Source organism: Clostridium sardiniense (assembly GCF_019753795.1).
GTDB lineage: Bacteria > Bacillota > Clostridia > Clostridiales > Clostridiaceae > Clostridium > Clostridium sardiniense.
Genome location: NZ_JAIKTU010000014.1, coordinates 92,670 through 107,754, shown reverse-complemented (window position 1 = coordinate 107,754; position 15,085 = coordinate 92,670). Strand labels below are relative to the sequence as shown.

At 27.2% G+C, this 15,085-nt stretch carries 15 protein-coding genes; 4 read left to right on the top strand and 11 right to left on the bottom strand.

From position 1 onward, the window contains the following. Positions 1–3 precede the first annotated feature (3 nt). Complete coding sequence (locus K5V21_RS15890) at positions 4–507, bottom strand: DedA family protein (RefSeq protein WP_221862125.1); 504 nt, start codon at positions 505–507, stop codon at positions 4–6. A 525-nt stretch (positions 508–1,032) separates the two neighbouring features. Between K5V21_RS15890 and K5V21_RS15885 the strand changes: the two genes are divergently transcribed. After that, entirely contained in the window at positions 1,033–2,526 is a 1,494-nt protein-coding gene (locus K5V21_RS15885) for a hypothetical protein (protein ID WP_221862124.1), read from the top strand. A 37-nt stretch (positions 2,527–2,563) separates the two neighbouring features. Here the strand turns inward: K5V21_RS15885 and K5V21_RS15880 are convergent, their stop codons facing one another. Then, on the bottom strand, positions 2,564–3,619 hold the full coding sequence (locus K5V21_RS15880; RefSeq protein ID WP_221862123.1) for a polysaccharide deacetylase family protein: 1,056 nt from the start codon (positions 3,617–3,619) through the stop codon (positions 2,564–2,566). A 316-nt stretch (positions 3,620–3,935) separates the two neighbouring features. Here K5V21_RS15880 and fba point away from each other — a divergent pair, with 316 nt between their 5' ends. Further along, positions 3,936–4,799, top strand: coding sequence for a class II fructose-1,6-bisphosphate aldolase (gene fba, locus K5V21_RS15875; protein ID WP_221862122.1), 864 nt, complete (start codon positions 3,936–3,938; stop codon positions 4,797–4,799). Positions 4,800–4,836: 37 nt separating this feature from the next. On the opposite strand, the gene K5V21_RS15870 is transcribed toward fba, so the two are convergent. The 6 genes from K5V21_RS15870 to K5V21_RS15845 form a co-directional block, all read right to left on the bottom strand. Further along, positions 4,837–5,370 (bottom strand): flavodoxin domain-containing protein, encoded by a 534-nt coding sequence (locus tag K5V21_RS15870; protein WP_221862121.1) that lies wholly within the window; start codon positions 5,368–5,370, stop codon positions 4,837–4,839. 87 nt (positions 5,371–5,457) lie between these two features. Further along, entirely contained in the window at positions 5,458–6,465 is a 1,008-nt protein-coding gene (gene hypE, locus K5V21_RS15865; RefSeq protein ID WP_221862120.1) for a hydrogenase expression/formation protein HypE, read from the bottom strand. 21 nt (positions 6,466–6,486) lie between these two features. After that, a complete protein-coding gene (hypD, locus tag K5V21_RS15860; protein WP_221862119.1) occupies positions 6,487–7,563 on the bottom strand; it encodes a hydrogenase formation protein HypD in 1,077 nt (358 codons plus the stop codon). Position 7,564: 1 nt separating this feature from the next. Next, complete coding sequence (locus tag K5V21_RS15855) at positions 7,565–7,789, bottom strand: HypC/HybG/HupF family hydrogenase formation chaperone (protein ID WP_204593597.1); 225 nt, start codon at positions 7,787–7,789, stop codon at positions 7,565–7,567. Positions 7,790–7,801: 12 nt separating this feature from the next. After that, positions 7,802–10,078, bottom strand: a complete 2,277-nt coding sequence (gene hypF, locus K5V21_RS15850) for a carbamoyltransferase HypF (RefSeq protein ID WP_221862118.1) — start codon at positions 10,076–10,078, stop codon at positions 7,802–7,804. Between the two features lie 205 nt (positions 10,079–10,283). After that, positions 10,284–10,556 carry a hypothetical protein gene (locus K5V21_RS15845; protein ID WP_221862117.1) on the bottom strand — a complete coding sequence of 91 codons (273 nt, stop codon included), beginning with the start codon at positions 10,554–10,556 and terminating at the stop codon, positions 10,284–10,286. 186 nt (positions 10,557–10,742) lie between these two features. Between K5V21_RS15845 and K5V21_RS19420 the strand changes: the two genes are divergently transcribed. Together K5V21_RS19420 and K5V21_RS19415 are read left to right on the top strand one after the other, a co-directional pair. Continuing rightward, positions 10,743–11,645, top strand: coding sequence for a fused DSP-PTPase phosphatase/NAD kinase-like protein (locus tag K5V21_RS19420; protein ID WP_245000752.1), 903 nt, complete (start codon positions 10,743–10,745; stop codon positions 11,643–11,645). Between the two features lie 33 nt (positions 11,646–11,678). After that, complete coding sequence (locus K5V21_RS19415; protein ID WP_407927732.1) at positions 11,679–13,301, top strand: GxGYxYP domain-containing protein; 1,623 nt, start codon at positions 11,679–11,681, stop codon at positions 13,299–13,301. A 26-nt stretch (positions 13,302–13,327) separates the two neighbouring features. On the opposite strand, the gene K5V21_RS15835 is transcribed toward K5V21_RS19415, so the two are convergent. The 3 genes from K5V21_RS15835 to K5V21_RS15825 all read right to left on the bottom strand — a co-directional run bounded on the left by K5V21_RS15835 (position 13,328) and on the right by K5V21_RS15825 (position 14,904). Continuing rightward, positions 13,328–13,765, bottom strand: coding sequence for a DUF2383 domain-containing protein (locus K5V21_RS15835; protein WP_204593593.1), 438 nt, complete (start codon positions 13,763–13,765; stop codon positions 13,328–13,330). A 180-nt stretch (positions 13,766–13,945) separates the two neighbouring features. Further along, positions 13,946–14,413 carry a L,D-transpeptidase gene (locus K5V21_RS15830; protein WP_245000751.1) on the bottom strand — a complete coding sequence of 156 codons (468 nt, stop codon included), beginning with the start codon at positions 14,411–14,413 and terminating at the stop codon, positions 13,946–13,948. 146 nt (positions 14,414–14,559) lie between these two features. Beyond that, positions 14,560–14,904 carry a hypothetical protein gene (locus tag K5V21_RS15825; RefSeq protein WP_204593592.1) on the bottom strand — a complete coding sequence of 115 codons (345 nt, stop codon included), beginning with the start codon at positions 14,902–14,904 and terminating at the stop codon, positions 14,560–14,562. Positions 14,905–15,085: the final 181 nt, after the last annotated feature.

The window sequence follows — 15,085 nt, the reverse complement described above, 5'->3', positions numbered from 1 at the left end:
ATTCTATCTAAATAAAATTATATCTCCTAAAAAATATCCAGCTGATATAAATGCTGTGTTCCAAAAAAATATTCCTAATGCAGAATATGCTACGAAACTAACAAAGTTTAATTTAAAAACTCCAGCTGGTATTGATACTAATGTTCTTGCAACTGGAATAAGTTTACTTATAAAAACTCCAAAATTCCCTTTTTCTTCAACTATTTTTTCAATCTTATCAACATACTTCTTTTGCTTTGGAAACTTTTTTAAATATTTATCTAATAATTTAGCTCCCCCTACTCTTCCTATTATATATAATGAAACACTCCCTAAAACTCCTGCAATTACAGAAATAATTATTGCAACAAAAAAATTACTTTCTCCATTTGCAATTAAAACTCCTACAGCTGGCATAATTATTCCAGCAGGAAGTCCAGGTAAATTAAGATATTCTAAAAATACAATAACGAAAAGAAATGTCAATCCATATTGTGAAAAATAATCTAATATTATTTCAATTTCCATATTCTAATCCCCCCATAACCCCATACTTATATCTTTTAACCTTATAATTATATTATCAAAATATTTTTAAATTAATTATTTATATTTCCTTAAATAATTCTTAACTTAACATTTCATTTAACAACCTTATCTTTTTTAATGCTAATTTTCTGATATAGACAAAATTATACTAGTCAATAAAAAGCTAATAATGATGATTCTATTTCTCTAATTGATATCTCTTACAATGATAATATAGACTAAAAGCTAAGTGTATTGTGAATTTTTTGTTAATTATATATTATTTCATTAAAATAACAACATTCTTGTTTATTTAGTGATATTATTTAATTGTTTATTTAGAATAGTCCTTCCTTTTAAAGTAAGATGATATAAATATTACATTAATATAACTTATTTTTACATCTTACCTATAATAATTTATAAATTTTTAGATAAATTACTACAAATGAAATACTTTTGAAATAATTTATTTAACATTTTGTATTAAAATAATAAGAAGGATGGATTGACTAAGGAGGAAATATGAGTAATTTTGATAAGAAATTAGATAAGGCAACCAAATACTATGAAAATAAAAAATATAAAGAAGCTTTAAAACTATGTGATAAAATTTTAGCAAAAGATTATAACAATGAAAAAGCTTTAGAACTTGAGGGGGAAATTTTATACAAGCTAGACAGAATAGACGAGGCAATTTTGAACTGGAAGATTAATTCTGAATACAACAATAATCCAACAGCCAAAATGCGTCTTGACGATATAGATAAATCTACTAAGGAGCAAGCTTTAAGTTTTGATAATTTAAATGCTGTAAGTAGTACACCTGAAGATGAGATAGAAGATGTTGTAAATCCATCTACGCCTACAATCCATGAGATTAACGAAGAAGTTACAACTAATATTAATACCTCTGAAGAAGTATCTTCTGAAAATTCTGCTGAAACTGCTGAAGATGTAGAAGAAATTAAAGTGGATACTACTCATTTAGATAAAGAGGAAATAACTACTGTAGATGAAGCTCTTAAAGAAGATTCTATAGATCATGATAGAAATGTAGAAGAAGTTAAAATAGATACTACTCATTTAGATAAAGAGAAAATAACTACTATGGATGAGTTTAATAAAGAGGATTCTATTACTTCTAATGAAGATATTAAAGAATATGTTATTGATGAATCTGAAAATTTTAGTAATTATGACGTTAAAAGTGATAATGATTCAATTGATGATAAAATCGAATCTGTAGATGATAATCTTTCTAATAATATAGAAAATAAAGTTCATTCATCAAAATTAGATGATACTAATAAATCAGAATCACAATCCACAAGTAAAACTAAAACCTCTTCAGCTAAAGGTAAAAAATCAGCAATAATTGCAGCTTGTGCACTTATTGTCGTTGTTGCAGCTTATGCAAGTGTTAAACATTTTAGTTCAAAGGATTCAACACCTAAAACTGAGCAATCACAAAGTCAAGAGCAAGTACAAGAAGTTCCAGCAAATCTAAAAGCAGATCTTGATAAAGCTATAGAAAGTAAAGATATAAATACCCTTTATACTTTATTAAGTGAAACTCCAGCTGATAAGGTACCAGCTGATGCTAAAGATAGTTATGATAAAGCCCTTGATATGATGAAAAAAGACGGTGTAGAGAAATATTATAACGATGGATTAAATGCTTACAAAGATAAAAAATTTGATGTAGCATTAGATAATTTATCAAAAGCTTATAAATACTGTGGTGGAACTTACTTAGAACCACATGTATTATACTTTTTAGGATCAACTGAAAATTCTTTAGATAAGAAAGATGATGGTACTAAATATTTCAAAGAATATTTAGATAAATATCCTCATTCTGATCTTTATACAGCTGAAATATTATATAACTTATGTTTATACTATAATGATAAAGGTGATAAAGCTGAAGCCAAGAAATATGCTCAACATTTAGAAGATTCATATCCAAGTTCACCTTACTACAATGATACATCAAGAAAAATATTATATAATTAAATAAAAAAGCAAGGAATTTAAATTCCTTGCTTTTTTATTACTTACTTTCCTTTTGAGAATTATTTTGGGTATTATTCTTTTGTGTATCTTTATTATTTTGAGAATTTTGTTCTTTATTCTTTGAATCAAAGTAACTCATTGGTGCATTTTTTATAACCTTAAACTTATATCCATTATCCTTAAACATTTTTATAATTTCTGGTAGTGCTTTAACGGTTGATTTTTTAGCTGCTGCATCATGCATTAATAAAATAACATGCTTTTCACTCTTCATATAACCTCTAGCTCTAGAGATTAAATAGTCTACTGAATATGTATTTGATTCAGCATCACCTGTTTCAGCATCCCAATCTACAGATATAATTCCTTCTTTATTCATTGCTTCATTTAATTGTTTTAAATGTGGATCTCTATAATATTTTCTAGACATATATCCACCAGGCATTCTTAAAACTCTTGTATCAAAGTTTTCTCCTAATATAGCTTTCATCTGTGCATTATTGTCATTTATTTCTTTCATAAATACTGGTACATCAACACTATTACCTGGATATAATTTCTTATATTCGTGACTCATAGTATGATTAGCTATAGAATTACCACTATCTATTTCATCTTTTAATAATTTTTGATTTTCAAGATTATCTTTAAGCTGTGATCCTAATACAAAGAAAGTAGCATGTACATCTTGTTCCTTCAGTATTTTTAAAATGTTACTTGTATTTTCACTTGGACCATCATCAAATGTTAAAAATACTTGTTTTTCATTATTTACTGGATCCTTAGAATTCATCATCTTATCAACATCACTTGCTGGCACCGCATAGCTATCTGCTGCATAGATTATATTTTCTCCTGGCATGATATCAGTTGGTTTTGGTTTCGCTTTCTCTTTTGTGTTATCCCCAATCATATTTTTTGCTCCGTCTTTTTGCTCTGTAGCTATCTTACTATCACTTTTATGATGAGCATAAGAATAAATACCTACACCTGAAACAATTAATGCTACAAGAATAATTCCTGAAATAATCCTTCTTTTCTTAAATTTTTTTCTTTTTTCCATTCTTCTTCTGTTTCTGTTATCCATTTCCATCTTTAATCAGTTCCTCTACTTTATCTTCTGCTTATTTTTTTAATTTATACAAATATTCTACCACCATTGAACAACTTAAAAGATTAATTTTTGGAAACAAAATTGCTATTTAATAAAAGGTTAATATTTTAGACATAATTTCCTAATATTTGGGTATAATGCCTTTTTTATAAGATATTCTATGGTAATTTTATATATTTTACTATTTTCATAATTATGATTTTGGGTTATACTACTAGATAGAGAGAAATATATGTAAAAAGCATTTACTTCTCAAAAATAATAATAATTATATAAGTATATGGAGGTTTTGCACATGTTAGTTTCAGCAAAAGAAATGCTAAATAAAGCTAGAGAAGGCAAATATGCAGTTGGACAATTTAACATTAACAACTTAGAATGGACTAAAGCTATTCTATTAACTGCTCAAGAAAACAATTCACCTGTAATCTTAGGAGTATCAGAAGGTGCAGGAAAATATATGTGTGGTTACAAAACAATAGTTGGAATGGTTAACGGAATGTTAGAAGAATTAAACATAACAGTTCCTGTAGCATTACACTTAGACCACGGTAGCTATGAAGGAGCTAAGGCAGCTATGGCAGCTGGATTCTCATCAGTAATGTTTGACGGATCACACTACCCATTAGCTGAAAACATAGAAAAAACTTCAGAATTAGTTAGATTAACTTCAGAAAAAGGTGTTTCATTAGAAGCTGAAGTTGGATCAATCGGTGGAGAAGAAGACGGAGTTGTTGGAGCTGGAGAAATCGCAGATCCTCAAGAATGTAAACAAATTGCTGATTTAGGAGTTACAATGTTAGCTGCTGGTATCGGTAATATCCACGGAAAATACCCATCAAACTGGAAGGGATTAGACTTTGCTGCATTAAAAGCTATAAATGATGCTACTTCACCAATGCCTTTAGTATTACACGGTGGTACTGGTATCCCTGCTGATATGATTAAAGAAGCTATCTCATTAGGAGTTTCAAAAATCAATGTAAATACTGAATGTCAATTAGTATTCCAAGAAGCTACAAGAAAGTACATCGAAGCTGGAAAAGATTTAGAAGGAAAAGGATTCGATCCAAGAAAACTTCTTGCTCCAGGATTTGAAGCTATTAAAGATATAGTTAAAGAAAAAATGGAATTATTCGGTTCAGTAAACAGAGCTTAATATTCATTAAATAAAAAACCACCATATGGTGGTTTTTTTATTTTCCTTTAATATATTCTATTAAAGGAATTATATTTTTCTTACTTGTCCAGTCATGAGGTTTTTCATAGCATCCTAATAGTAAGGTTTCTTCTTCTGTTAATGGTTCTTTTTTATTTGCTAATTTATTTCTAAGCATTTTCATTGCTGTCTTATCAAAAAATTTTAATTCATTAAAATTTAATCCTCCCCTTAGATAAAAGAACTCTAATTTTTTATCTAATCCATCTTGTAAATTTCTTTCTTTTATTGTATCTATATCTCTTTCACTTCCAAGACAATATCCAACTGCAAGAAGAATCAATCTTTTTTCACTTATCTTATCAATATTCTTTTTTATTAATTTAAAACCTTTTATGCCACTTGCATACAATCCCCCAGCATATATTATTGTGTCATATTCTAATATCTTTTTAATATTAACCTTATCTCTTTCATATATATCACAATCTAATTCCTCTTGGATCCATTTAGCATATTTTTTAGTGCTCCCATACTTTGATTTATAAACTAATGCTATTTTCCCACTCACACAATTTCTCCCCTTTTATTATTCTTAAATCTTCATGAGAATAAATTACCATATATTTATTATAATGTAAATAAATATAATGTCATTCTAACAAATTCTTGGTATCTGTTCTCCTTTAACTCTCTCTAAAGTTCGTTCTGCCCCTATCAGCGTCTCATAATATAATTTTCTTGCTCCATCATCTATAACTTCACCAATAATAGTTGAGTCTTTCCCAATTTGTAGAGATCTCATTGTCTTTAAAACTTTATTGCTATCCTCTTTAGAAACTATACATATAAGTTTCCCCTCGTTAGCTATATACAAAGGGTCAAGCCCTATCATGTCACACACATTATTAACATTATCTTTTATAGGTATACTATCCTCTTTAATTCTCATACTCATTCCAGAAGAGTCAACAATTTCTTTTAGTGTTGTAGCAATTCCACCTCTTGTTGGATCTCTCATAACCCTTATATTATTACTACATTTTAATATTTCTTCTGTTAACTTATAAATACTTGCACAATCACTCTTTATTTCACTATCTAATTCTAGTTCCTCTCTATCACACATTATACTTATTCCGTGATCTCCAATAGTTCCACTTACTATAATTTTATCGCCATCTTTAATGTTTTTATAATCTAATTTTCCTTTTTCGTTAGGTATAATCCCTATTCCAGTAGTATTTATATATATACCATCACAGCTACCCCTCTCAACTACTTTTGTATCTCCTGAAACAATTAATATATTATTTCTTTTGGCCTCTTCACTTATTGATACAACTATTTTTTCTAAATCTTTTATTAAAAATCCCTCTTCTATTATAAATGCAACTGTCATATAAAGAGGTTTAGCTCCGCTTACAGCTAGATCATTTATTGTTCCACAAACACTAAGTTTTCCTATATCTCCGCCTTTAAAAAATATAGGTTTTATAACAAAGCTATCTGTTGTAACCGCCATCCTTTTACTCATTGTATCTAAAATAGCAGAATCATTTGCTTTTAATAATTCATTATTTCTAAAATATTTATAAAATAGGTCATTAATTAACCTATGGCTTTCTTCTCCACCATTTCCGCAAGCTAATGTTATAATATCCATCTTCTCTCCTTTATTTTTAAATTATCTATATGAATATAATATTGAGCATGTCCCTTCATTAGATACCATGCAAGGACCTTTAGGATTATTAGGATTGCAAACTTTTTTGAATAACTTGCATTCATTTGGAGTTTTTTTCCCCTTTAATATATCTCCACAAATACATCCAGTATCCATATACTCTTTATTATCATCTAATTTAAAATATAACCTTGCATCATATTTTTCATATTCTTCTCTAAGGTCATATCCAGTTCCATTTATCTCTCCAAGTCCTCTCCACATTCCACTTGAAGTAAAAAATACTTCGTTTAGTATATTTTTAGCCTCAATATTCCCACTATTTCGTACAGCTCTTTTATATAAATTCTTTAAATTATAGTCTTTCTTATTAATCATCTTAACTATCATCAGTATGCTTCCTAGAATATCTAGACATCCAAATCCACTAACTACCATAGGAACACTATACCGCTCTCCTAATTCTCTAAACTCCTCTACCCCAATAACTGTACTAACATGACCTGGAACTAAAAATCCATTTATTTTAATATCTTTATCTTCTAGCAATGTCTCAATTACTTTAGGCATCTGCTTTCCCTCTTGAAGTATATAAAAATTATTTATATTATTTTCTTTTATCTTTTTCAATAAAACAGCTATAGCTGGCATTGTAGTTTCAAATCCTACTCCTAGAAAAATTATTAATTTATCCTCATTATTTTTGGCAATATTCAATGCCTGAATAGGTGATGTTATAACTCTTATGTCTCTTCCCTTTGCCTTCTCTCTTCTAAGAGAACCCTTACTACAAGGTACCTTTATCATATCTCCAAAGGTTGCTATTATTATATTTTCCCTCCTAGATAATTCTATTGCATTTTCTATAAAAGATTCTCCTGTAACACATACTGGACATCCTGGACCTGATATTAGTTTAATATTCTCAGGTAATATCTTATCTATTCCATATTTATATATACTCCTTGTATGAGTACCACATACCTCCATAATATTTATCTTTTTCTTGGCATTAACTTTTATTTCTTCAATTATATCTTTACATAACTTAATCTCTTCTTTAATTAGATTATTCATATTACTCCTCTAACTTTGAAATCATACTTTTAAAAATATCAATTGTCTTTCTGCCTTCATCTTTATCTATTTTCTCTATAGCTATACCTACATGTATAAGCAAGTAATCGCCAATCTTAACATTCTTAATTAAAGACGTGTTTACTATCTTTTTGCTACCTATAAACTCCACTAAAGCTTCATCTTTATATAATTCAATGACTCGTCCAGGTATTGCAACACACATACTATCCTCCATTTAAATTTGATTATTTCCAATTAGTAATTGTCCATATGATATACCACTATCATTACATGGAATAAGTTTATGAGTTATAACATTAAATTCCTTCTCCTCTAATCCTCTACTTATTCCACTTAGTAAAATTTCATTTTGAAATACGCCTCCACTTAAAGCAATATTATTTAATCTATAAACTTCTCTTAATTTAATAGCTAAATTTATAGTAAACTCTACTACAGTATTGTGGAATTTTAATGCTATCTCCTCTTTAGCCTTTTTATTATCTATATCCTTCAGTATTTCTATTATTATTCTCTTAAAATCAATTTGTAACATCTCGTTATCTTTTCTAATTTCATAACTATAATGCTCTTTATATAAATTATTATTTTCTAAAAATTTATATGCTAAATTCTCTAGATATATAGCCGCCTCTCCTTCATAACTTCTCTTAATTGTAAAACCTAACATTGATGAAATTCCATCAAATAATCTACCTATACTTGAGCATACAGGTGTATTAATCTTTTTATCTAATATATCTAATATAAATTTTATCTCTCTTCTATCCTTAGATATAACATCTACCATTCTATCTAATGATTCATCATCATAACCTAATGTTTCATAAATTAGACTTACTCCTATCCTCCATGGATTTTCTGTAGCCTTATCTCCACCTGGAAGCTTAAAGGTGGACACATGTCCAACTCTTTTAAATTCTTTATAATTACATACTATAAATTCTCCTCCCCATATAGTGCCATCATCTCCGAAACCTGCACCATCATAGGCTATACCTATAACATTATCCTTTATATTGTTATCTCCCATACAGCTAGCAATATGAGCATGATGATGATATACTCCTATTTTTTTTAATGGCAGCTCCTTTATATATTCTCTGCTCCAGTAATTAGGATGCATATCATAACATATAACATTAGGATTTATATTATACATACCTATCATATGTTCAATATTTTTATTAAAATTATATCTTCCCTGTATGTTGTTCATATCTCCTAAGTATGGACTTAAAAAAATATACCCTTTACTACTTATAGAAAAAGTATTCTTAAGCTCCCCACCTAGTGCTAATATTTCATCTTTACTCTCTTTATTTATTGATAAAGGAGAATATCCACGTCCATTTCTAATTATTCTCTCTTTTGAGTTAATAACTTTTACTACAGAATCATCAACTGGCATATTAATTTCTCTATTATGAACTAAATAATAATCTACAATATTATTTAATTTAATTAATGCCTCATTATCCATATATATCATTGGACTTCCACTTATATTTCCACTTGTAAAAACAATGCTTTCTATTTTATTATCAAATAATAAATAATGTAGTGGACTATATGGAAGCACTGCCCCTATGCTTGGACTATCAAATGATATATTATAGGGTAGCTCTTCATTCTTCTTTTTTAAAAGCACTATAGGCTTTTTATTGCCTTTAAGTACCTTCAATTCTACATCATTTGAATAACAGTATTTATTCACAATGTTTTCATCCTTAAACATTACAGCTAATGGTTTACTTTTTCTAACTTTTCTCTCTCTCAATCTCAGTATGCTTTCTTTATTCTCAGCATCACATACTATGTTATAGCCACCTATACCTTTAATTGCAATTATTTTTCCTTTAAGAATATACTTTCTAACTTCCTCTATAGGATCACCACATTTAACCGCTTCTCCCTTCTTATCTAAAAGAGAAATATTTGGTCCACATTTTTTGCAACAAGTAGGCTCTGCATGAAACCTTCTATCTAATGGATTTTCATACTCATCTTTGCAATCATCACACATATTAAATTCATTCATAGTAGTAAATTTTCTATCATAAGGAAGTTTTTTAATTATAGAAAATCTTGGTCCACAATTTGTACAGTTAGTAAAAGGGTAGTTATATCTCCTATTTTCTATATTATTTCTTATATCATTTATACAATCATCACATATTCCGATATCTGGGGATATTAATGTTATTCCTTCTTCATCTTTACTAGCAACTATTTTAAATTTTTTATATCCTATAAATTCTCTATCCTCTACATACACATTTTCTATCTTGCTTAATACAGGAGCTTTTTTTCTTATATCTTTAATAAATATATCTATATTTTTCTTATCCCCCTCTATATCTATATAAACTCCTTTTGATGTGTTATATACACTTCCATAAAGATTATTCTCTAAAGCTATTTTGTATATAAATGGTCTAAATCCAACTCCTTGAACAATACCTTTTATAATAATAAATCTTCTAACCATGAGATCACCTCTACTTTATAATTACTTATATAAACTATAATTTATTACAATCTTTACATAATAAAATAAAAAAAGCCTAATACACTTTAATTGTATTAGGCTTAATATTTTAAAAATAATATACTTTAATAATAAAATTGTATATTATAAGATATCTAGTTTTATTGTTATGCAAATATCTTTCCTATTAGTTTTAATATTTTAACTAATGATTATGTTTACTAGTTTCTCCTCCATTAGCGCCATGATTATGGATATGTTCATCATCTTCTTCATATCCATAATTATAACTTGGTCTTGTTATTTTATTTTGTTTTATATCATCCATTAATTTTTTCTCTTCTTCTATAATCCTATCATTTTGAGCTTTTTTTAAATTACTAGATACTTCAACTGCTACTCCACCTGCAATCGCTACTACCATTCCAGCTACAATTAAAACTATGGTTTTCTTTTTTTTATTATTTAAATAATTCATGTTCAATTCTCCATCTTTAGACTTTTTTTTATTTTATCATAGTAATTTGATTAATATATGAATAAATTTATTAAATTATTCTCTAGATTATTAAGTTTATAAATCTACATAATATTTATTTATATCATACCTATAATACATATTAATTTATATATAACAAATATTATCTTTATCGAGGTGATACAAATGATAAAAAAACTACAAAAATTTCTAATAATATTATTAACAATACTTATAACTATTTGTCCAGAAATTTCTTCACTTGCTTCTCCTATTACTAATAATCTTGTTTATATAGTACAAGATTCTTCCTTAAATGAAATTGTTCCAAGTAACTTTCGAAAAACATCTAATCTTGAAATACTTAAAAATTATAATAATTTAAATCTTTATGGCTTAGATAAACTTAATATTTCAGGAAGTGAGCAATTCTCTGGGTATAATATTAAAAATTTAATAAAAGAAACAGGAACTACTTTAGATATTATAGATGTAGACCTTCGCCAAGAATCTCATGGATTCATAAATAGCATAGCTATAAGCTTTATGAATAAACTAAATAATGTAAATGAAGGTTTATCTAGAAATCAAGTTCTAATACGTGAAACTTCACAATTATTAAGTATCCCCCTAAACACTCCATTAACTTTATGTGGCAGTCATCCCCAAATAATAACTCCAGTTTTTATAGAGGATGAAAATGCATTAGTAAGCAAAAATTCTCTTAAATATATAAGAATTCCTGTAACAGATGGAAAAATCCCCACAGATGATATGGTGGATTATTTTGTTTCATTAGTAAACAGTAAATTCAATAACAAATGGGTATATTTTCATTGCAAGCGTGGAATTGGGAGAACAACTACCTTTATGATTATGTATGATATGATAAAAAATTCTAATAAAGTTTCTTATGATGATATAGTAAATAGACAATTACTTTTGGCTAACTTCAAAGATACTACTATAAATTCTTTTAAAGCTAGTGCTCCACGTATGGATTTATTAAAGAATTTTTATACTTATTGCAAAGAAAATTCTGATTCATGTTCAGAACCTTGGTCTGAATGGATAAAAAATAAGAATTAACTTAATTTTTTTTATGAATATGAGGTGAGTATATTGAAAAAATTCACAAAACTAATTAGTATTACTCTAAGTATATTTATAATATTTTCTATAATCATGAATACTAAAGTAAAAGAAAGTATTACTACTAATTCAAATAATATAGAATCATCTTTTATTAAAAATACTAAAATTCCAAACTTTTTATATGTTATTAACGAGAATTTATTAAAAAAGGATGAGAGGACTATGATAGCATCGCTCCAAGGTATTATATCAAATAAAAGTAGCTCTCAAATCTATATATTAACCTCTAGTGAACCTGCTTATAAAGTATGGCTTGATGATTTAAAGGATAACTATAATATTAATTATAAGATGATTTCTAATCCATTTGAACTTATCGACATATTCAAAAACTATATAAATGGATATGTACTCTATGAGCGTAATTCTAAAAATGATCCTTCAATTAACAATGCTTGCTCACTAGCTTCTTTAAATGACTCCTTAGTAGTTACTAAAGAGCTTGAAGATTCAATTAAAAATCATAGAATAAATAAACTAATTGGCGATTGTAGAAACACAGATAAAGAATGGGCTTATAAAAATTTATGGAATTCTGGTTTAAATCATTCTACTGTTATTGAGCTATCTCCTAGCCACGCTACTGCTTTAAGAGATTATGCAATTATGACTAAATCTCTTGTTTTTTATGAAGATAATGCATCATCATTAGATTTTAGAGAAAAAATATTTAGCTCTATGAATTCCTATAGTGTATGCCTTGGTTGGGGACCTGATGAATTTAAAAATGTAAGCTTAACTTCTAAATATGGTATTGATATGGTGGCTGCTGATTGGTCATATAACCTAACTGTCCTTAGTGCTTTTCCTTCTAAACCTATAAAACAAAATACTAAAACTAACATTTCTAATGAAAAAGATGTTCATTATGTAACAATTATGATGTCCGATGGTGATAATCTTCAATGGCTTATGGGTGATAATTTCACCTCTCCTAAATGGTATGGCTCTAAAAATAGAGGTAATTTTAATCTTGGTTGGAGTATTAGTCCATCATTATATTATTTAGCACCAACTGTATTTAAAAATTACTATAAAGATTCAAATCATAGTAAATTTAATGATAATTTTGTAGTTTCTCCTTCTGGTACTGGATATATTTATCCAAGTAAATATCCTTATAATAAACTTGATTTCTATACTAAAAGGCTAAGTTATTATATGAAAAATGTTGACCAAAAATATGTCACCATAATAGATGATTCATCCTTTAATAATATAAAACTATGGGATAAATATACTAAAGAAGACAATATACACGGCTTATTTTATTTAGATTATGCTAGAAATAACAATTATAAAGGTGAAATAGTTTGGTCAAATAACAAACCTGTAGTTTCTTGTAGAGATCTTATTTGGGGAGGACTTGAAGAAGAATCTGAATTTGTAAATACAATAAATCAAAGAGTTAACTCTGGATATACTGATATAACTAATATTAATGCTTATACTTTTGTATATATCCATGTATGGACAAAAGATATGGATACTGTGCAAAATGTAGTTAATGAGCTTAATAAAAATTCAAAAGTACGAATAGTTACCCCTGATACATTTATGAAATTAATAAAGAAAAATGTTAAAAATTAAAAGGCTGCAATTTGCGGCCTTTTAATTTATTCAAATAAATATTTTTGTATAGAATTAATGCCTTTAGAATATGATTTAGATATGTCTATTAATCTACTGCTTAAATCCTCGCTTAATTCTATATCCTTTATCATTAAATCATTTATAGAAGTATATCCCATCTCTATACCTTTTAGAGCTGCTTTTGCCACTTTCTTATCTGTATCTATTGTCATGTTAGTGAATCCACTAAAGAATTCGATTACTTTACCTAAAGTTCCTTCATCTCTTGTTGCCTCTTCATCTAAACTATTTATTTCATTAACTAATACTTCTTTATGGCTCTTTATAGAATCCATATTATTATTTAATAAGTCTACTAGCTTTTCATCTTTAGCTTTCTCTATTAATTTAATAAATTCTTTTTCTCCCATTATAACTCCCTCTAATTGTGAGTTAAGTTCCTTTACTTTACTTGATTCCATTTAAAACACCTCTTTTAAAGCTTTTATACCCTTAGTATGCTTATTATTAGTTATTTTAAACCTTATACTCAATAAAAACTCCTTAGTTATTAAAAAAATTATATACAGCATTTTACTTTACAAACTTAATAGTATACATTCCTCTTAATATAGAAAGATTTTTAATTATTATTTTAATCTCTATGCAATTATAACGGTTGTTCCATTTGGTATATTATCATATATCCACTTTGCATTACTAGTTAAAAGTCTTATACATCCATGGCTTAATGCCATGCCAAGTCTTCCATCTATTACATATCTTCCAGTCTTATCATAAAGAATAGAATGATAATAATATCCATTTATTATTCTAGTAGCATACTTTACCCTGTAGTCTTCAGTACCAAATCCAGGCTTTCTTCCTGTTATATAAAATATCCCCTTTATTGTAGGTGTAGATGGTTTGCCAACTGTACATATCCATTTATATAGTTGCATCCATTTATCATTATTCTTTTTAAAAATATAAGTATATTTTTCCTTTAATGAAGTTGTTATCAAGTAATCTGTACTGCTTTTTATCTTGTTTTCATTAACAAATAATAACATATTAGTATTAAAGTTTCTATAATCAAAAGAGTTGTAAAGTTCAACGGGATCCATCATATACATATTAATTTTCCTTACCTAAATATTTTTATTATATTAGTATGTATTTAAGTATTATATTGCAACACTATTAAATTTTTCTTTACAAAAAATAAAAATAGCTCTAAATAATAGTATCTATTCACAGCTATTTTTATAATTAATTACTTCATATCTAGAACTGATAGTCCATTATCAAAATATTCATTAAGTGAAGTATTTTCTATAATACTTGCTACTTCTGATTCTTTATCACCCCAACCTTTAAACACATCAAATGTAGTCATTGTTCTTTTATATAACTCAATTGGTGTATGTATACAATTGTTTGATTCATTTTTTCCTATATGTAATATTACTTTAATATCCTTTATTATTTTCATATCTAATCTGCTTAAATAGTCTATAATATCATCTTTAGCTTCTTTAATACACTCCTCATTATTTTTACAATACTCATTGAATATTCGTGAAATATTCTGAAATTCTACATAATAATCCCTTAACATTATGTCCACCCCCTATTAGTCTTTAAATATACAAATTATCTAGAACTTATTCCTTTAATAATCTGTTAATAATATGATTATACTACCAAAAAAAATAATTTCAATCACTATTTTTTTACATTAATATTTTATATTTAAGTTTGTACCACAATTTATACCTTTAAATTGCATTTTTCATTTT

Coding starts and splice junctions, on each gene's coding strand:
- K5V21_RS15880 (WP_221862123.1), bottom strand. CDS start 3,619: ATGGAAATGGATAACAGAAACAGAAGAAGAATGGAAAAAAGAAAAAAA.
- K5V21_RS15835 (WP_204593593.1), bottom strand. CDS start 13,765: ATGGAATCAAGTAAAGTAAAGGAACTTAACTCACAATTAGAGGGAGTT.
- hypD (WP_221862119.1), bottom strand. CDS start 7,563: ATGAATAATCTAATTAAAGAAGAGATTAAGTTATGTAAAGATATAATT.
- K5V21_RS15890 (WP_221862125.1), bottom strand. CDS start 507: ATGGAAATTGAAATAATATTAGATTATTTTTCACAATATGGATTGACA.
- K5V21_RS15855 (WP_204593597.1), bottom strand. CDS start 7,789: ATGTGTGTTGCAATACCTGGACGAGTCATTGAATTATATAAAGATGAA.
- K5V21_RS15845 (WP_221862117.1), bottom strand. CDS start 10,556: ATGAATTATTTAAATAATAAAAAAAAGAAAACCATAGTTTTAATTGTA.
- hypF (WP_221862118.1), bottom strand. CDS start 10,078: ATGGTTAGAAGATTTATTATTATAAAAGGTATTGTTCAAGGAGTTGGA.
- fba (WP_221862122.1), top strand. CDS start 3,936: ATGTTAGTTTCAGCAAAAGAAATGCTAAATAAAGCTAGAGAAGGCAAA.
- hypE (WP_221862120.1), bottom strand. CDS start 6,465: ATGGATATTATAACATTAGCTTGCGGAAATGGTGGAGAAGAAAGCCAT.
- K5V21_RS15825 (WP_204593592.1), bottom strand. CDS start 14,904: ATGTTAAGGGATTATTATGTAGAATTTCAGAATATTTCACGAATATTC.
- K5V21_RS19420 (WP_245000752.1), top strand. CDS start 10,743: ATGATAAAAAAACTACAAAAATTTCTAATAATATTATTAACAATACTT.
- K5V21_RS15830 (WP_245000751.1), bottom strand. CDS start 14,413: ATGATGGATCCCGTTGAACTTTACAACTCTTTTGATTATAGAAACTTT.
- K5V21_RS15885 (WP_221862124.1), top strand. CDS start 1,033: ATGAGTAATTTTGATAAGAAATTAGATAAGGCAACCAAATACTATGAA.